General features: G+C 47.3%; 7 protein-coding genes. 2 read left to right on the top strand and 5 right to left on the bottom strand.

Annotated elements, in window-relative coordinates:
• The first annotated feature begins 11 nt into the window (after window positions 1–11).
• Window positions 12–1031: a hypothetical protein gene (locus IXB50_RS11010; RefSeq protein ID WP_215609015.1), complete on the top strand. Its 1020-nt coding sequence runs from the start codon at window positions 12–14 to the stop codon at window positions 1029–1031.
• On the opposite strand, the gene IXB50_RS11015 is transcribed toward IXB50_RS11010, so the two are convergent.
• The 4 genes from IXB50_RS11015 to IXB50_RS11030 all read right to left on the bottom strand — a co-directional run bounded on the left by IXB50_RS11015 (window position 1015) and on the right by IXB50_RS11030 (window position 5667).
• Window positions 1015–1779: a thioesterase II family protein gene (locus IXB50_RS11015; RefSeq protein WP_215609016.1), complete on the bottom strand. Its 765-nt coding sequence runs from the start codon at window positions 1777–1779 to the stop codon at window positions 1015–1017. The two genes, IXB50_RS11010 and IXB50_RS11015, sit on opposite strands and share 17 nt — an antisense overlap.
• A gap of 172 nt (window positions 1780–1951) precedes the next feature.
• Window positions 1952–3124, bottom strand: a complete 1173-nt coding sequence (locus IXB50_RS11020; RefSeq protein ID WP_215609017.1) for an MFS transporter — start codon at window positions 3122–3124, stop codon at window positions 1952–1954.
• Window positions 3125–3272: 148 nt separating this feature from the next.
• The gene (gene devC / locus IXB50_RS11025) at window positions 3273–4439 is read right to left on the bottom strand and encodes an ABC transporter permease DevC (RefSeq protein ID WP_215609018.1); all 1167 of its coding nucleotides are present in this window, start codon (window positions 4437–4439) and stop codon (window positions 3273–3275) included.
• A gap of 13 nt (window positions 4440–4452) precedes the next feature.
• Entirely contained in the window at window positions 4453–5667 is a 1215-nt protein-coding gene (locus IXB50_RS11030) for an efflux RND transporter periplasmic adaptor subunit (RefSeq protein ID WP_215609019.1), read from the bottom strand.
• A 192-nt stretch (window positions 5668–5859) separates the two neighbouring features.
• Between IXB50_RS11030 and IXB50_RS22785 the strand changes: the two genes are divergently transcribed.
• Window positions 5860–7026 (top strand): acyltransferase family protein, encoded by a 1167-nt coding sequence (locus IXB50_RS22785; protein ID WP_215609020.1) that lies wholly within the window; start codon window positions 5860–5862, stop codon window positions 7024–7026.
• Between the two features lie 427 nt (window positions 7027–7453).
• Here IXB50_RS22785 and IXB50_RS11040 read toward each other — a convergent pair whose 3' ends face one another.
• The gene (locus IXB50_RS11040; protein ID WP_215609021.1) at window positions 7454–20164 is read right to left on the bottom strand and encodes a peroxidase family protein; all 12711 of its coding nucleotides are present in this window, start codon (window positions 20162–20164) and stop codon (window positions 7454–7456) included.
• Window positions 20165–21166 lie beyond the last annotated feature (1002 nt).

Genomic DNA, 21166 nt, shown 5'->3' on the forward strand with positions numbered 1-21166 from the left:
GTTTAAAGAGATTGAAGTTATTTATTCATCCACAACGTTCTAATCGCATTGTCAATGTTCAAGCTAAACGTTTCATCATGCTCCCCAATACGTTCTCAGAAACTGTTGCTCTAACTAAACAGTTTGCACTAACAGAGTTTGACCAGGCAATAAAAACGCAACAGCTTTATTATCACAATCGCTGGCATATTGAGGCTGTCCAGAGACGAGCGAATCAACTTTTTGCTATCATTGCACCTTACTGGCAAGAGTCTAATAAGGATAATCAGGAGCCAAACGATCTGACTCGAACACAAAGCTTACTCGATCTATGTGTAGTAACCCACGACATGGTGCAAGTCTTTTTACCCCAAAGGCACCCCCATATAACGCGTCGACGAGCCAGTGGAGAAAGTGAGCAAGCAACCTGCGATAAATTGTTGAACTATATTCATCAACTCAATCAGGATTTGAAATTGGCTAAAAATTTTCAGGCGCAGTTCTCTGAAAAAGATATTGCGTTACTCCAGTTAGCAATTTTAGGTACAATTTGTGCCTATAGTCCTGTGGAAGAAGCTATTTACCAACCTGCTCTATATAATGCCGAACGCTCCCCTCATATTATTACTCGTATCCTTGCCCTAGCTGACATCTCATCTTTAGGAATGGATGGTATTACGACTTATAATCAGGAGGGAAGTTTACTCTTTCTAGAAGAGAATCCAGATATCATTCCTTTTATTCAAGGACAGAAAATAGAACGGTTATCAACAGAACAACCCAAGCTCGCTGAAAATTTTAGACAACGCCTACTCAAACGGGCGCGATGGCAAATCAGCTTTGCTCGTTCTCGCTTGACCAGAACGTTCCATGAATTGATAGGTTTTCCTAATGAAGTCATTGCCACTTTGGCCGCAGAAGCATTTCCCTATTTAAATGCAGGTACTCTCAGGATAGTTGAAAAAACTACGCCTACAAACTCATCGACATCTTTGCAAGAATTACTTAGTTTTTTTCAACTAGACCAATATCTAATCAAAGAACAGCTATAAACTTTACCAAGGCTTGAAGCATAGCAACTTTATTCGGCTCCTTTACCAAATACATATGCCCACCAGAAAACAGTTGTAGTTGAAATGCCTGATCGGTCTGATCTTGCCATCGCATCAAGTCCTGAGAACTCACCCCTTTATCCACCTCACCCCCCAAAGCTAAAATAGGACAAGGCAACGGTCCTCTAGAAAGATAGTCATAGGTCCTGTTCAGATGTAAATCCGCCCGATAAATCCGCAGCAGCAGAGCCATCATCTTCGTATCTTGTAAAACCACCTCTGGTGTCCCCCCATCGGCCCTTAACTCAGCAATTAATGTCGCGGCATCTCGCTGGCCATCGCGTTGAACTGCAAGGATATGAGGTGGCTGACGTGCCGAAACCACTAGAGCTAAAGGAGTATAGCCTAAACAAGCCCGCAGCTGATGGGCTACTTCAAAACTCACTAAAGCTCCAAAACTATGGCCAAAAAAAGCAAATGGTCGATCACAATGGGGAGCGAGCACCTGTACCAAGGGTTCAATTAGTTCTGACCACTGAGTCAATAGTGGCTCACAAAACCGAGTTTCGCGTCCCGGCAATCGTAATGCCCAAAGATTTATCCACTCAGGCATAGCTGCTGACCAATGGCGAAAAAACAAACTTCCAGACCCAGCCGGAGGAAAACAAAATAAGCTCAGTCTAGCTTGAGATCGATGCTCACCTATCGGTATCAGCCAGTTAGAAAGAGTCTCTGACATGAGTTTCATGATGCTAAATTTAGCTTGCGGTAGTGGATTATTAATATCATGCCGTAATCAATATCTCACCAACAGGATTAGAAAATGTATGGGAGGCTCGCAAGTCACCAACGTTAAAGCTCTAGATGAGGAACGTGAAGAATACGGAGCAGACATCGACATGTGATTACAGTTTTATTATTCATAATTCTCGCAATTTTGTTAACGAAATTGCCCCACCACACAACAGAATGTACAGAGATCCACTGATCGCTACCATTGCAAATGAAATTCCCCAATCATAGAGCTGTCCTCCTAGCAACAGACCTATATTAGTCGCTAGATTTGCAACGGAAACCATGAGGGCATAGGTAAACCCTTCAGCTCCCTGGGGGCAGATCTGCACCACTAACCCAAACAATCCTAGGGTTCTTAATGTGGTTGTAAACCCACGCACAATATAAACACCATAGGCGCTGTACACATCTTGCATAAAGGCAAAACTCAAAAGGGAAATTGCTCCACTGATGATGACTAATTTCAAAAGGGGAAATTTTGGAAAGCGTTGCGTTAGCACTCCAAATGAGATCGCACCCATCCCTAAACCCAAACATTCCACTGCCTTAAGATGGCCGATTAGCGTGTTGCTAAAGTCCAAGACTTGTCGCTGGTAGACATAGTCCACTGGGGTTGGACTAATTGCCAGCAAAAGGATAAGGCCAAGCATCAACCTTAGTTTGGGTTGCTTGGCCGCCTGCCAAAATTGTTGCCAACTGCGGCCTAGAGTAAACGATTTATTGGGCTGTTCGCGAAAGAAACTTAGAACAACGATAAAGCCAATGCCTGGCAAAACTGTGCTCAGCAAGAATACATTCGAAAGAGGGATATGCTCGGCCAACCACCCACCCAGACCATACATTGCGATCGCAGTAAACCCTAAGCCTGCCCACTGAGAAGCCTGCAAGATATTGGCATTCCCGCGTTTCTGGCCTTCTACCACCATCAGTTTATCTGCGACCACATCAGAAAACGCTACCCCAGTAGAAATCACCAGAGCCGAGACAAATAACCCCATTGCTGAAGGTTCATCCCAACTCCCCATAATGACAAAGCTCGCAATAATGACGCCATAGCAAATGAGCAAATAACTTTTGAAGGTATGGCCAAACAGGGGTACTCCATCGACCAACAAGCCCCACAGCGGTTTGATGAACCAGGGGAACAGGGCTACTAGCTGAAAGCTGGCAAGCTGAGTGGCGGAGAACCCCAGCGTATCGGTCATATAGGTTACAAGGGGTAGAAAAGCTAGCCCTGGATTGCTGCAAGCAGCTTGAATGCCATAGAGTAATACCATGAAACCAATGAGCTGAACCATACTCTCCCCTTACCGAAGTTATTGAGTGGCCTGACAATAGCTCATGCAATATTACAATTTTGAAGCTCTTGATCTACGAATACATTGTCCTTAAATTATATTGCCTCTGAATCTTGCTCTTGAATCAGCAACTTGGTTGATCTAAAACTCATCTAAATAAATCGGCTGGATCAGCATCCTTAAGTTTTACCAGGGCAATAATGCTAGCTAAAGAACAGGTGATAACACTCAAGATAAAAATCAAGCAGATTCTTTCTATCCCCATATCCATGGGCAGTCGAGTTTGGGATTGAATAAACCTGAATAAATATAGACAAATAATAACGCCAGGAATAAATCCTAGAATCGCCATCATCAAACTTTCTTGAAGAACCGTATTCATTAAATATCGATTCGTATATCCAATTGCTTTGAAAGTAGCGTACACCGAAAGATATTCAGAGATTTGGGTAAATAGGATTTGATAAATAATAACTCCTCCAAACAAGGAGCTAATCATGGCAACCATATTGAAAATAAAGCCAATGGGTGAGCCTGTATTCCAATATTGTTTCTCATTTACCATCACTTCTTCCTTAGTCAATACCTCTATTCCTTTAGGTAAATTTGATTGGATATCTTTTTTGATGGATTGAGAGTCAGTACCCTCCTCTAGGGTAACCAAGCCCAAATTGGTTTGGACAAGGGAATGATCAAGCAATCTAGAAAAATTTAGATCGCTGGTTACTAATATTCCATTAGCAGATAAAATACCACCACCCAGGGAGAAGAGGCCGGTAATTCTGACTTCCCTATCCGCTAATTCCGTTGTAAAGACACCCTGATGATTTAAGTTTTCTATAATCGGTCCATATCCAGCCTGAGAAAGTTGATCATACAGATAGGTATCAGCTTGGGTGATAACATCTATTTGTTGATTAATTTCAGGTAGATTAAAGGTTGGTTGATCAGGATCAAATGCAAATACAACAATTCGTTTTTTAGCTAATGTCTCTGGGTTTTTCAGGCTAGCTCCCCCTATATAAAATGGACTGGCAGAAGCGACCCCCTTGATCGCAGCAACCTGAGCAAGTAATCGCCGGGAAAAACCATCCGACCTAAGAGCCCAAAAATATTCTGTCTGAGTCGGTTGAATAAATAGATCTGCCTGAAGTGTTTTATGGACAGTGATAGCGTCCTCAAAAATACCATCCCTTAAGGCTGTGGCTACAAACATTAGGATGACGGAGAGCGTGACACTGAGCAGACTGATGAACAGACGAGATTTTTTGTAAGTTAGCTGCAGCCATGCCTCTGAGGTAAAGACGTTTCTCATGGATTTGAATCGATCAAATGCTAGAGGAAGAGGATTCAGGTGGGGATTGGATGGTAACGTCAGCTTCCATATGAATAAACTGTTCTACTTTCTGACTATCAGATGGGGCAAGGCGAATCTTCACTTCGAAAACTCTGGCGTCAATGCCTAAGGCTGGATCATTATTAAAGATTTCCCTTTGGTCAATTTGAGGTGAAATTTGTTCCACCGTTCCCTGTAGGAATTCAACCAGGGCGCTAATTTTGACAGTCGCGGCTTGTCCAGGCCTTAACCTGGCAATATCGGTCTCGTAAACCTCCGCCAGAACATACATTGCTTGGGTTTGCCCCAAATCCAAAATACCATCGTCAAATTTCACCCGCTCACCGGCCTGGGTGTGGATCTTCAAAACGCGGCCAGCGACTGGAGCGCGGACTCTAGCAAGCTCCAAATTGGCTTCTGCTTCCGCCACTGCTGCTGTCGCTTCCTCCAGTTCGGCCTGAGCTACGGCCACATCAACGGGGCGAACCTCGGCCAATTTGTCTAAGGTAGCGCTTTCACGGCGAATTTGTTGGGCAAGGGTAGATTGGATATTTTCTAGTTGAGCTTCGACTTCATTGAGTTGGGCCTGGGCAATTTCGAATTCTTCTTGTTTATCCTCCAGATCAGCAATGCTGATGGCCCCATCGTTGTAGAGAGTTTGAAAACGTTGATAGGAGCTTTCTGCATTCACCAACTCAGCTTGCATGCGATTAATCAGTGCCTGTTTCTCAGTCACTTCGGTGCGCACTTGGGCCTCCAGATTGGCAATCTGAGCTTCCTGGGCAGCCAGGTCCCCCAATTTAGCATCTCCCGCTAATGTTTGTTCTAGCTGGGACTGGGCCACAGCCATTCTCTTTTGAGCCCGAGTCAGCCTGGCCTGTTGCGAATAGAAGGGGTCAAGTAGGGCTAGCACTTGGCCTTGGGTAACATCGTCTCCAGCTTGGACCTTTAGCTCAATCACTCGAACATCGGCTAACTGACCTGCACCAGAAATGCTAATGACGCCATCTTTAGGGATGATACGTCCTAAGGCGGCAATGGTTGGAGCGGGAGCGGCAGGAGTTTCAGGAGTCTCCACCTCCGGCTTCTGCAGTTTAGAGGATCGAGATATTACTTGACTATAAATGGGCCAGGCAAGCAATGCTAGAACGATGAGTGCGAGGGTCCATTTATATTTTCGTGATATCACCAGTGGATTGAGCTGCATAATTTTAGGAGATTTACGTAAATCTGAATACCTAATAGGATCTACGCTACCAACTGAAGGGAAAATCTAGTCTGTTATTTATGGACTTTCTTTAACGTTACCAATTTTGACAGAAGCATCAGCTTACTTAGATTAACCTGAAACAGCAGGTGAAAATAGTTACTAACTTGATGGCACTTGGTTATGTAGGCAATGCGACATTACGACTTTGACTGGATCAAAAGCATCATCATCATTAACCTCATACCCCTACATGTGACCTGGTTGATGGTATTCATCCCAGATTTTTCTCAAGTCCCGACTACTAGCATGACTGCTTTGCTATTGAAGGGACACCTTGCTTTTGTTTCATCTTGGCATATGCCTTTACTCTTTCTCCTAGCAGGGTATAGTGCATCAGCCTCCCTCTCAAAGCGTTCAATTCGCCAATATTATGCCGAAAGGGTACAGCGGCTACTGGTCCCCTTACTGGCATTTATGGTAACCCTTGGACCAGTACAGCAGTATTTTTGGCCAACCCATACTGGGCAACGCAGCTTAACAGATTTCGCAGTCAACCACTTACCCATGCATTTTGGGACGATTTTAAATGGCTCTTGTGGTGCTTATCGATGGGGACCTAGATGGGACCACCTATGGTTTATAGCCTATCTCTTAGTCATGAACATAACTGCTCTGGCCATCCTAATTCGGATAAATAGAGCAAAAATCATGGCGATAGCAACTGGCCTCCGTCAACATATTGTCTTGCTACCAATGATCGGTTTCGGGGGCATCATGGCCACGCTAGGGTATGTATGGCCTCTATTCAATTGCAATACGCTCTTTCAGGACTGGGGACATTTTGCCTATAACCTATGGGCTTTTGTAATCGGCTATTTGATGTATGCAGACCCCAATCTCAGCAAGGCTATCAAGGATAAATCTCACTTGTGGTATACCCTATTCATTTTAAGTTCAATAATTCGATTCGTTTTATTGAACGAATATCAAGAGGGATTCTATGAAGATACGTCTAATCTAGTTCGATACTTACTTTGTTCGGTTATAACAGGGGTTCATACTTGGGCAGCAATCGCAACAGTGTTGACTCTGTCTCATCGTTACTTGGCGAAGAGACGTAATGCCTGTCTAGATTATCTGAGTAAGGCGTCGCTCCCCATCTACATTTTGCACTATCCCATTAGTACCGTTCTGGGTACCTATATCACAAAATTAGGTCTATATGTCATCCCTGAATTTTTAGTATTGAACGTATTCACAGTGTTGTTCATAGTTTTGATCTACGAGCTCCTGGTTAAGCCTTGGCCCTTGTTTCAAGTACTGTTTGGGATGAAAATCAGACCCCAAAAAACCTGAACAGAGTTTTTGTCATTACCTGAATAAACCTGAATTTTTTCTGCTGAGAATTCTCGCGATAGTAGGGACACTGGCATTAATAATGCGGGTACCATCAGTCTCACTTCAGGAACTACAGGTGATGATCTAGGGTAGATAAGGATCGACGCTGTGGGATTATGCCAGGGAAATAGGTGCGGATCCAGCAGGTAGATTATGAGACTCAGGGTTGGCGGTTTAGTAAGCGATCGCAGAGTTGCGATCGCTTACTGATTGATCCATAAGGTTGCCGCAATTCTATTCATTATTTACGACTAAACCTAGACTTGGTTTTTAACTTAGACAGCAAAATCAATTAAACTCCAACTTTTGGATGTACAAACGTTCCCTGAAAAGTCTTTTCAGCATCTATACCCCGGAATTTATTAATAGCTTGCTTCTTAATGTTTTATGGATTCATTGTACTAGTTGGTATTGCCCAACCATTGCGTATAGTATACCCAGCTTTTTTCAATTGCTTTAACTCTCTCCTATAAACTGTGTACTTAAATCCACTCTCATCATCGGGTGGATTTTTCAATGTTGTTTTTTTAATTGGACTTGCAAGCTGAAATGGTCTCCTTGCATCAATTACACCTTGAAGCCACGCATCATTTACTTCAGGCGTCCAGCCCTGCTTTTGTTTAATATTGAGCCTATGAAATGTCTGCGCAGGGGCAACTTTCTCTATATCCTTGAGACGTCCAATAACAGAAGTCCTATTACTTGTTGCTGATTCTTGGTACCATTCCCAAGCAATAATTGCCTTATTGGGAATTTTTTTGAAGTCTTCATGATATCTGTCGCGAAATTCACCGAAGGAGTTTATCAATTGTTTTGATGTACCAATCTTATTGGCTACGACTGGTTCTGGCTGAAAAGAACGACTGAGGTTATTACGAGCACCGAGTACTCCTAATCCAGACAAACCAGTCTGAATTAGTTCTCCCCAGGGGATTTCACCGTTACAGCTGTCTCGCCAACTTCGATACGCCCGCAGGCCCGATTCTCCTGTCTGATAAATATTGGCTCCCAGATTCGTTAATTGGGCAACACGAATACTATTCTTCGCCCACCGATTAAACTTAACAAAATCAGTCCCACGCTTTAACGATTGAGACCGATTGACCAAGGTTGCAACTTGGCCAACCTTATCTGCATTTCTAACAGCGCCTACTCCTCCAGGGACTGGCAGCAATAATGCCCCCACATCAGCAGTAATCCCTACCCCATCAATCGCTGCATTTTTCCAGTCTCTCTTGCGTAAATTCATACCTAATGAAGCCACACCAACTCCGAGAGAGAGGAGATCCCATCCTGATTCAATATAATTTCCAGTAGGATCAACATAATTCGGAGAACTATTGAAAACATACCGATAGAGATTCGCATCTCCAGCATCAAACCCAACCGAATCTTCACTGATAAAGCGTCCTACTCCAGGATCATAGTAGCGTGCCCGATAGAAATACTGACCACTCTCCTGATCAAGCTCACGCCCTGTATATCCAAACCTAAAGTAAGCCGTAGGATTACTCTGATTTGTAACCTGTCCAAAGGAATCATAGGTAATGTGATTAAGCACCGTACCCTGGTTATCAATCACATCCCACACACTGCCCTGGTGGTCTGTCAGTGCCCAGCGGGTTTCGCCATCGGTAGTTTCTTCCGCCAGCACCTGGTCTACCTGTGGTCCATGCAAGTAACGATGGGTTTGAATCCTCTCCCCGTCAAAGACTAAGGTAATGTGGTCACCATCGTAAACAAAGCGCTCTTCGGTGGGTGCATCTGCCCCATCGCCATCCGCATCGAGCACCTTAGCAATGCGTCGGTCATACACGTCATAGACGTAATCCACATCCTTGATAAGGGTGCCATCCCTGTTCTTGGTCACCACATCCGTTAAGCGATTGCGGTGGTCCCAGGTATACTCAGTCACATCGCCTGTGGCCTTGTCTACGCGACGGGTTCTGTTGCCCTCGTTGTCATACTCGTAGGTATACGTGCCATCATCCAGAATGCGGTTATGATCACCCGTGACATAATTGGTCCGATTGCCCGTAGCATCATAGTTATAGGCCTCATCTGCCTGATAGCTATGGTCCGTGGTGGTCAGTTCATCCCGGCTGTTATAGTGATACTCGCTGGTGCCCTCTGGTGTCACCAACTGCATTAACCGATTCGCCGCATCATAGCTCAAGTCATACTCAGCAATGATACTGTTATCTTGCTGGTGGGTGAGATTGGTGCGACGACCTGCTGCATCATAATCGTACCCCGTCTCAGCAACAGATTGAGCGCCTACCAAATTACTGTAACGGCTAAGTCCCGTTATCTGACTCGCGGCATCGTAGGCCATGTCCACCCGCTTATCCGCCACGCCATTGCCGCTCTGAGTAATACGAGTCACCCGGTCAAGGGCATCGTAGGTAAAGGCTTCTATGCCAGCTTGATCCCCATTGATAGCATCTTCTACCAAGGTCAGATTATTGACGGCATCATAGCCATAGGTCAGAGTAACGTCAGGCACATCTGGCGTTCCGTCATTGGTCACGCTCATTAGCCGCCCCGCCGCATCATAGCTATAGCCATAGATAGAATCAGGATCGCTAACAGCGATGAGCTGACTGGTCGCATCGTAGTTGTAGTCAATGGATCGCAGCAGATTGTTGTTGTCATCGAGCCACTGTTCCTGGGTTTGTCGGTTCAGTGTATCGTAAGCAAACATGGTCTCTCGTCCATTGCGGTCCACCTGACGAATAAGATTACTAGCCGCATCATAGCCATAGGTGCGGTTCAGGTCGGTGCCATCCACCGTAATAATCTCATTGATCAAGCGATTGAGTGCATCGTACTCATAAGTAGTAACATTCTCCGATGCATCCGTCAGGCTCAACAGATTGCCTTCCTCATCATAACTCATCCGCGTCTGTGCCCCGATCGCATCGGTTCCGCTCGTGCGGCGATAGAGACCGTCATAACCATAGGTGGTGGCATTGCCCAGGGCATCGGTCAGGGCCGTCAGATTACCCACCGCATCATAGACTCGCGTAATGACATGGCCCAGTGGGTCAGCTACCTGGCTCAGCAAGTTGCGCTCATCGTAGCCATAGGTCGTCATGCGCCCCAGCTCATCGGTAGTAGCAATCACATTCCCCACCGCATCGTAAGTGGTGGTGCTAGTACCTCCCAGCGCATTCACCCGACTCACCTGGCGGTTCAACTCGTCATAGCCGTAAGTGGTCACCCGTCCCAAGGCATCGGTCAAGTGGGCCAGATTGCCCATCGCATCATAGCCAAAGGTAGTACTGTGACTTAGCGGATCGCTAACCTGGGTCAGACGGTTGAGACCATCGTAGGTGTAGGTGGTAGTGCGGCCTAGCTCATCAGTTTCGCTGAGCTGATTTCCCACCGCATCATAGGTATAGCCCATGGTGCCACCCAGGACATTGGTCACTTGGGTTAAGCGATTGCGGGCATCGTACTTATAGGCCGTAGTATGTTGTCGCTCATTCGTGGAACTGAGCAGATTCCCCAGCTTGTCATAACCGTAAGTAGTGGTGCTACCCAAAGCATCGCTCACTTGGGTCAGCCGATTCAGAGCATCATAGCCATAGTTCGTGGCATAGCCTCGTCGATCCGTTAGCTCAAGCAGATTGTTAGCGACATCATAGGCATAGGTAGTCGCATTACCCAACGTATCCACCTCTCTCACCAGTCGGTTCCGTGCATCATAGGCATAGACCGTGCGATTATTGAGCGGGTCAATCACTGCGGTGAGATTGTTATCCAGGTCGTATCGGAAACGAGTCTTATAGCCCGCTGCATCAATCACTGCTGTGCGTCGATTCCGGCTGTCATACTCAAACTGAGTTTCCTCACCCCGCGCATCCAACGTACTCACCAGATTACCTGCATGGTCATAGGCATACTGGGTAGCATTGCCATCAGCATCGGTGAGTTGGATCAACCGGTCTCGTTCATCATAGGCATATTGCGTCAGGTTCCCCAAGGCATCGGTCGTACTGCTCAGATTACCTGCCGCATCATAGATGAAACTCGTAACCGGTGCTGCTAAAGAACCAGCCCCATCCGGGTCCGCCCCAGTTACCTGAACAATGCGATTGAGCGTATCGTAGACATACTCAATGCGATTACCATTTTCATCAATAAACGCTGTCAGATTCCCCGCTGCATCATATTCAAACTGCTGGCTAGCCTCATCGGTTGTTCCCACCGCAAAGGTGGTCTGAGTCAAACGGCCCAAGGCATCATAGTCATAATCTGTCGTCCATCCCAGGGCATCGGTAAGGGTATCCAGTAGCCCTTGTTGGGTGTAGGTATAGGTTGTTGTTACATCGTCAGTTTCACCATTAGCAAGAGAATCAATCTCACCAACAACACGGGTGGCTGAAAGGCGATCACCCGTCGTCGGATCAATCTCAAAGCGAGTCTGTCGGCCCAGCTCATCAACCATACTGGTCAGCTGACCAAAGCCATCATCATAGGTAAAGGTGCGCTGGGTTCCTGGACCTGCAATAAACGACCGAGTCACACTGACATTATCAAGTCCCCACGATTCATTGTCTAACTCCTCTAACCCTTCACCTGTAAACTGAATGGTTGTCATTGTCTCCGTTGCTGTGAAGGATATCGAAACATCTCGGTAGATAGAATCCTCGAAAGCTTGAAGTCCGCCAAAGTGCCCTCTCTCATCATCAGGTCTAAAGGACTGGAATAACTGCCCTGAGTTATACCCAATGGTTTCTCTAAAGACTTCAGTCTCATCAATGGCAATCGTTAGATAATCAGGTTCAACCGAGATCTCATCGGTTCTGATGCCGGTCGTATCACCATCCCACAAATCCAGCGCATATAAATCAAACTCAAGGTTATAGGTTTCTCCTAGAGTTGTCTCTAATGTGAGTGTCTGTGTTTGATTGCCAAAGTTACCTGAAAACGCAGAGAATGTTTCTAAATACTGAGTATTAACGGTGGTATTCGCCCATTCTGGCTGAGGCTCCTCTTCAAAGTTATCAAAGAAGACAATTTCTTCAGTACGACCCACAGGAGATCCAGTGCTGGCCCAAGTGGGAGCATCGATAAATGTTCCATCGTAGTCAAACATTGTGAGGTCACTGACTCGATTGCCCTCACCCTCGTCAAATTTCCAATAAGCTAATAGTCCAGGGTCATCGCTATCAACGGTATTATACCTATTCGCTCGAATTACTTCATCAGCACGGGCAATTGTCCAAATTCGTACATCGTCAATCATCCCCTGATAGTCTTCACGAGAGTCATGGGACGTCTCTGTACACGGCCCATCTCCGATCAACAATTCGGCATCGTTACTAAATCTGGGTAGGCTATCGTTGTAGGCTGTTGCTTCTAACAACCCATCCACAAAGAGTGCGAGCTGTTTATCTTCTCGACGCATAGCCACATGATGCCATTGACCATCGTTAATAATAGATTGACTGTTTAGCCACTGTCGCTTGGGGGTTATCCAAAACTCGGAACCTGGTAACGTCTCGATATAGAAAGTGCCATCACTGTTGACCCCCATTGACCAAGCTCCATCATTTGGATGACCGCAGAAAGGCTTTTTACTCATAAGAACACCAGCATCAGAAGACTCTGTATTCATCCAGAGTTCAACGGTAAAGTCCCCATAACCAACGTTTCCGAGTGATTTACCAAACGAGACAGCATCATCGACACCATCAAAGATCAGAGCACTATCGGACTGGGTTTCGCCACTAGCAGCAACATGATCTTGAAACTGGATGAGATTACCTTGAGTATCGTACTCATAGGTGGTAACAAGTCCTCTGTTATTAGTCGTTTGGGCAACCAGATTGCGTTCGTTGCGAACCACCTGAGCTAAGGGACCTGCGGCATCGGTTCCATTGACCCATTGCCCAGCACTATCCAACTGGGTTTGGGTCACATTACCATTGCCATCAACATAGGTCGCGGCTGGACGTTGTCTGCTAAATGCGGTGGGGGCATCCTCCAGATTTGCGGTTAGATCAGGGCGGTGTAAATTCTGAGTCTGTAATGCCTGTAACTCAACAGTCGATCCATCTTTTCGGTCTACATAGGTGACTCGTCCAAACTCATCGTAATGGGCGCGTTCTTGGTGGCCACGCTTATCCACCTCACCCATCATATGGTGGTCAGCATCATACTCAAATGTTCGCTGCGAGGCATCAGGCTCAATAATTCTCAACAGATTTCCAGCATTGTCATACACTAACTCTGTCACGCGGTTAGCTGGATCGGTAATGCGACTGACAGTGCCCTGAGTGTTGTAAGTAAAGGTGATCGCAAGTCCCGCTGGGTCAATGATGGCCGTCAGCTGTCCTAACTCATTGTAATCATGCTGCGTTTCATTACCATTGCGGTCTGTTATTAAAACCAGCCGATTATTGTCATCAAACTGATAGACAGCTTTATCTTTAGTTGTTCGTCGAAAAGTACCATCAGCTAATCGCTCTAGTGTGGAGAAATCACCTAATGGTGCATCATAGGGAGCACCTGTCGTCTCTGGGACATCAAACAACAGCTCGCTGCCATCGCCATCAATTAATAACAGAGACCCATCATCTCCTTCTCTAATCTCTTGGACTCCCGCAATGCCCCAACCACTGCCAAAAACACTATTCAATGTATTGACATGGACTACTCGTCGAGGACTACCCGTTGCTTGAGAGGTAGTTCCAATTAATCGCTGAACCGATTCACCACTCACTTGCCGATCAATCAGTAGTTGGATGCCAGCACGGACATCAAGTGCATACACACCCGATTCAATCCCTCTTAAGTCCGCCTGAAGACCAGCATTAATAGGACTTGCTTCATCTGGTAGTTTCCAAAAATGTTTGCCCTCAGCCCCTAGCACATCAGTTCCCGACGTGCCTGGTAGTTGGCGCTGCACACCATCGACCATCAGACTTACCTCAGCAGCAAGTCGTAATCTATCTTCAGAGCCGGGCGCTAACACACCGGCATTGACCTCGCCAAAGCCCATGTGAATGATAGGCCTAGCATCGGCCCGTAGAGAATCATAGACCAGTTGTACTCCACGGTCCTGTCCGAGAGATTGATAGGTGGTGAGTGCATGGGTCTCTGTTAGGCCTCCCGTATAGAAGGCAACGTCAGAATTAAATTTGCTGTTAGGCTCGCTAACCTGATCTTGCTTCACTTCACAGGCAACACACTGGGAATCTAACAACTCTAGAAGCCATTGCCAGGGCGGTAAACTGAAAAAGTGCCAGGAGCTATTGCGAATGCCCCCTTCAATAGTCTCAATAGATTGACCATCATCCGTAACCTGACCTTTACCCACAATCTCAAACTCACCCGTGGTGGGATTAATGGACCACAAGTCCATTTCCATACCCGGTGCCCAGCCCTCAGTATTAGGCAAGGTCAATTGGGCAGGTGTATCAAACGCCATTTCTCCTGGCTGAATGGTGACTACTAAATCAGGGGAAAGCCCTTCTGGTAAGGCAGCGGGCGTGAGTTCAGGTGGCACCTCAGAAATGGTGAGCTGTCCGTCAAAGGGGTTACCTTGTCGGTCACTGAGAGAATCAGCCGCTACAAAGACTTCAGCCCCCAGACTGTCATTGGTAACCGTGATATTACCCTGAGAATCTGTGATCTGTTCATTGCTAACAATATCCAGCGCAGGCAAGTAAATCGGCCGCTCAATGACATTGTTTACCCCTGCATAGAGACTGTGCCCCAGCACCAGGTCAATCTTCTCTGCAACATAGGGAAACTCTTCTCCTGTCAGACTCTCATACTCAGTGCCATAAAACTTGAGGGTATCCGCTGCCCCAGCCGGACTAAAGGAGAGATCATGCCCCATAAACTGACTCCAGGCCAGCATAAAGCCCGTCGCGCCCTGGGCATCGGGGATCGAGTCTGTTTGGGCAAAGAGCGTATTGCTGATATCACGGGTATTAGGTCGATTTGCCCCGGCTACTGAGCGAATACCATCCCCATACTCCTGGGTATAGTTGACACCCATCAGGTCTCCCGGCGTCCCCTGATCCGGCTGACCATGATTACTCCCATCAATGGCTCCATACTCAGTCACAGTTTCACTCGCCACCGTCCCTGCAGAACTTGGAGCGGCGGGTGCGCCCTGGTTGGAGAAGACATAGTCTGGCAACGTCGTAATATCCGTATTGCGCTGAATCAAACTGGCCAGCGTCGTCCCTTGAATGTCGTCCAGTTCTACCTGAGTAAACTGCCCATTCTCATACCAGAATCGGTCCCCATCCCGTAGTCGCATAAACTGGTCCGCAATGACCGTCTGGAACAATTCACCCACCATGGCCCCCGGCTCATGATCTTCCGCTAGCCCGCCGACAATGACATCAATGTCATCGACAGTTCCATAGAGCTGCTCCAACACTGCTTGTACCGCTGTATCGCTCGTAATCTCCGCAAAGCTGGTGACCGGAGCCAGTCCCATATCCACACGAGCCTGGTTGTAGTCCGGTAGTCCCACATCCCGACCCCGTTCAATATCCACAGCCGCTAGGTCAATACCGCCTGCTCCCGGTGGTCCAAACAATGTGTTACGCAGTTCATCAATCACCTTGGTATCAATGGTCTCAGCCGACTGAGTATAGAGACCGCGCAAAATGGCATCAATGCCGTACTGGTGAATAATCTCTGGGTTAAAGGTACTTTCTCTTAGAGAGACTGAGGGTAATGCATCCCCATCGTCATCCACCAACAGAAACTCACTAAAACTCTGGGTATGGCCCATGCGGAAGGCCGCCGCTGAGAACAGATGACTAATAGCCGGATCCACCGTCTCGTCATAGCCGGTGTAAGTCTCCAGGGCGTCACTGCCAATCAAAAGCGGTAGATACTCACTGTAGGTAATGTACTGAATCTGAGCCGCCACCTGCTTTCTGGACCGGTTATAAATCTCATCACCAGATAATTCAGGATTCGCCGTTTGAATTTCCGTGGCCAGCCGATTGTGTTCGCGCACAAAGACGGTGTGCATGGCGGTGAGGCCCATATTCTCATTGGCCCGTACATCGCCTGTAGCAAAGAGTGTGGAGGGATCGTTTAGGCTACGGTTACTATTAGGCAATGGTCCATCGGGGAAAAAGTCGGTGTTGTTAAGGGGTAAGAGATTGTCGTCCGACACTTTGAGCTGCCCGGTACCGTCTAGCATGCGCAGAGCATTGGCCGTAATGGTGTCATTGCCATAGACCATACTGGCATTCATGTAGGCACTGACCAGGTTGGGATGGCGCAGGGGATTGCTGATATCAGTACCGGTAGTACCATCAAAGGTGGTGCGGCGCAGGTCAATGACTTGAGTGCCCGTAAAGAATGGATCAAAGGCGCGGTCCCCAAACGGCACCGTAATGTCTAGCTCATCGGTAGGGAAGCTCGTGTCTGGAAGGGTGAGGATAAAGTAGCCGTCACTGTCAGTGACCGTTTGAAGTCGGCCCAGCTCAATGGGCAAATTGGCCAGGGGAGCACCGTTAGTATCCAAAACACGACCGCTGATGCGGGTGGTAGTGATGGGGTCTGGCACTACATTGAGTGTGATCTTCTGCTCAACCGTTTCAGCGCCATCGGTTGCAATCACCGTAAAGCTGTAGGTGCCGATATCGTTGGGTGTGGGCGCAAAGGAAAGGCTGCCGGTGCCATCGAGAAGACCGTTGGGTAAGTCTGTGTCGGTGCGTAGCGAATAGGTGACCCGGTCGCCATTGGGATCGACGGCATTTAAGGAAATCTCAATCCGCTGCCCCGGCATTACCTCAATCGGAGCAATGGGGTCAAACACCGGAGCCTGGTTAGGCCCACCGACGAGCACCTGGGGTGTCAGGATCAGCTGCAGCTGATCCAGGTTGCTAACAGTAATTTCAACCGCGTCTGATAGCTCCCCAGCGGCAAGCCCGCCGGGACGAATGGCATGGTACAAGTTGACATAGGAATTACCCGCACTATCAATGCCTGATACCGTTTCCAGACTTACCCCATCGGGCAGTGAATCAAAGACCACCGCCGCCTGACGGCTGATGGAGGTGTCTCCTGTATTCCGCAACTGCACATTAGCCGTATACTCCCCGGTCTCAGCATTAAAACGAATCTGACTAAAGATCGGTTCAATGGCAGTGCTGGCTGACAGATTCTCCAGGACCAACTCACCGCCTAGCGTGACCACCGTATCCGTTTCTTCAAATCGCAGGGCTTCAGCGCCTTCTGGGTCCACCGTATTGGTCAGCTGGCTGATGTGAATCCGACTGCCCGTATCCTCATCCTGGTTGAGCAGTTGGAAGACCAAGGTGCCCTCAGTCTCTACGGCCAGGGACGTGAGGTCAATTTCAACAAACTGCCCATCGTAAGTAACCAGCCCCGGAGTAAAGTCAGCGGTATCTCCCGTTAACGAGAATACCGGAGTGCCAAGAGTACCATTATCTAGCAGTATTTGACTTGAATCTGTGTTGGAGACCAGATAAACCGCCAGCGTCTCGCCACTGGCCGCTGTCTCATCGGTAACGTCAAAGTCAGCATCCACTGCAAAGCGCAGCGTCCGACTCCCTTCACTTTGCCCCAAGGAGACTGGTACCTGAGCCTGGGTGATAAAACTGTTGCCCTCAGCTAAGAAAATCTCATCGTCTGTTGTTGCAGTCCAACCCGTGGTATCGGGTGCCCCAATCACAAAGGCAGTATCGTCCACTTCAAAATCAATTACCTGCTCAGTGACATTGCCTGCCACATCGCTAAAGCGCACCATTAGCTGATGGGCTCCATCACTTAGAGGGACTGTCTGAATTGCCTGGTCCAAGGTATCGATCACCTGTACCTCAACAGCTGTGCCATCATTCAGGGTAGTGCTAAGGGTACCGGCTTCACTGGTGCTGCCCAGCAGATGAACTCCATTACTGTGGGTGCCATCAACCAGCGGACTTAGTAACAGTATCTCAGCCGCTGTACGGTCAAGGGTCATCCTCACCTGCACTGGCTCGGCTATGTTTCCGAACGAATCTTCTGCAGTCACAGAAATCTCATAGGTGCCATCCACCAGAGCACTGCCCACCAAAGTTTCCAGGAATGCTTCACCCAGAATAAAGCGGCCATCAGGCTGCACTTGATCCGTAATATCCAAACTGGTCTCACCAAAACTGACCGTGACACGGGCCAGGTCACTCTCATCACTAACGGTTCCCATCAGCGTTGGCGTCTGAGTAATACCATCGGCGGGATCTCGTCCGGTATCTGCTTGCAGTGTCAGAGTTAAGACAGGAGCCACACTATCGGTTTGTATCTTCTCCGGTGTCAGATAGCGATCATCATCAGCAGGTTTAATGTGCTGACCATTTACCTGCTGATGAGCCCCAAATTCAGTTGCCGCAATGCGAGAGTCATCACTGAGAGTGCGAATATCCACTCGGCCAATGGTGCTATCCGCAATCAGTCGTTCATTGCCATTGAGCGTCTCATCATCCACCGGATCTAATCCGGCAGCAATGGCGGAATGACTCACAGTCCCATTGACATCAATACGCTTAAGCGTCCCGGCCTCGAAGGTATCATCGCCACCACCTAAGCGACCATCAGGCCCTAAATCAGCCCCGGCTAGAATGGAACTATCGGTAACATCGCCCTTAATCTGAATGCGGTTAATGTTCTCAGCGGCAATGGTTCCTGAAAGGTCTCCTTTGAGGTCAACTTTGTTAAGATCTCCCTCCACATCCAGGAACCAATCTACCGCATCGTCACTAAATCTGAGCTTATCCGCTGATGCTGCCTGCCAGGTACCGGTGACATTGCCATATATCTCTGCCTCACCCAAATGTCCGGCTATTGAGACATCTACATCGCTATCGCCTCGTACCCGTAAGTAGCGCAGTGAGGGAGCCACAATCTCATCGGTCTGACCATCCGTATCGGTCCAGCCATCTAACTTGAGAAAGTCCAACGGCGTTTGAGACGACAGACTGACATCGCTGACTTCATCCAAATCAATATGGCGTACAGAGCCAATAGCATCATCCTGGCCAATCTCAACCGTCTGGGGACCGATCCAGTCGTCCATCTTGACTTCCCGCAAACTACCGCTCACTAACAGTCCACCATAGAGATCCACGGACGTGGCTCGAAGACGTTTTAGACTGCCATTAACGCGAATTTGACCGACATGGGTATTCAATGTGCCATGAATGGAAAAATCGGTCGAGGCATCAGTCCCATAAAGAACAATCTCACTAAAGTCGGATCCACCGATAATCTCACCATAGCCAGGGCCATTGAGACTAAAGAGCGTTTCCTTACCTCGGATATCGGGCACCCGTAGCGGAACGTTGTATCCATAGCCCGGAATGTTGCCAAACTGCCATACCACCTGTTTGGAGGCAGCATCTACTGCAATATTGTTAAGAGGATTGGCATCCAACAGTCCATGGTTTGCATTGGCCACCACAAACACTTGATAGTCACCTGCTCCCATATCCTGAGGCAGTTGTATATTTAGGGAAAGCTCATGAGACTGATTTTCCTTAAGGGTAAGTTTTTCCAGCGTTGTCTGACCAATCTCAATGGCAGCATCTGGATTATCGATAGAAGCTGCATAGGCGGTCAGGGTGACCTTGTCTTGAAGTTTAGAGTCTCCCTGATTGGATAGAGTAACATTTAGTTTACCGTTAGCCCCTGGAATGAGATGGTCCTTTAGCTCCACCGATTGAATTGTTGCAACCAGATCGGGAAGTCCATCTTCCGACAACGCTTGAACCGATGAAAAAAAGTCTTGTAATTCAGAGGATTGCCCTGTTATTGGATCAATTTCCGGAGAAGAAACCTGACTATTTCTCGACAGAAGAGAAGACAATGACAATGAGGACAACGATGTGCTGGCTTCTCTTAACAGGGCACCATCACCATTTAGTTCACTAAGCAACAATGATTCACTGATGTCTAGCCCCGACCACTGACCAACATTGCCAACAGCAGCAATACTGCTAATGCTGGCAAATGGATTTAATAGATTGGCTAGCCAATCTTCTGACCAAATCGCAGCGCCTCCTGTAATGGACTCCACGTTAAAATCAGAGATTGCAAACAGATTAGACATAGTGATAACACTGACACAGCAAACCGTGCCCCATTGAAATCAATGGGCTCACCGGAGGAAAAGGAATTAAGAAAAATCTATAGGGATATCTGAATTTCGCGTACTACAGAACGACTTCAGACCCACGGACATAATAGGGTTACATTTACTACTTTCCGATGAGGAAATGTACGTAGATTTGGATGATTTAAGTCATCTTTACAGGAGATTTATAGTTGGACTGAATATGCAATTTGATATGTAAGAATTGAGTTAAGATGAGCGTATATCAAAATCTTTTGATGCTTTGAAATAGAACAAGATTTTAGGACCATGTATGGCATCTCAATAGAATAGAGGCTGGTTGACTGGGCATAGTAAAGAGGTATCGTGTCTGATCAGCAATTCCAAATTCCAACTTAAGGACAGAGAATGTATACTGTCGCAATCGAGTCGTTTAAATAGTGACACTATCCGGTAGAGTCAACTCATTCGAATGGGTCTTGCCGTTGGCAAGATAGTCGTCATGATCTCAAGTGTTCTCGGATTCGACAGGTTGCTAGGAGGGCTGACCTCGTGCATAGGAACGATGAAGGATGGGCGTCAGCCCAGTAACGCGACTCGTTATAGTCTTCAAGATGCGGTCCTGGGAGCGTTTAGTGCGTTTTTCATGCAAAGCCCGTCATTCTTAGAGTATCAACGCCTCATTGGGGATGGCTTCACTAGCCCACCTCACTTCTGACCAACGACAACAGTGGCTTTCTTATTTGCGAGTTTCTCCAGAGAGGCTTCGCCCTAGCGAAACCATCCCCTTCGAGCTATACGCACCCTGACACAGGACAAAGAAATAGATTTATTCTGATACACCATCGCTAATGAGCAGCCAATATGGATTTCTATTATATTTTCTCTGCACAAAAAATATTGGGCAATGAGTATTTAGAGTATCGAGACTAATTCAGGCCATCTATCATAGGACTTACGCATTGACAAGATAGCAAAGACATGAAGTGATACGAATGG

Origin of the sequence: Leptothoe spongobia TAU-MAC 1115 (assembly GCF_018739885.1) — a bacterium.
GTDB lineage: Bacteria > Cyanobacteriota > Cyanobacteriia > Phormidesmidales > Phormidesmidaceae > Leptothoe > Leptothoe spongobia.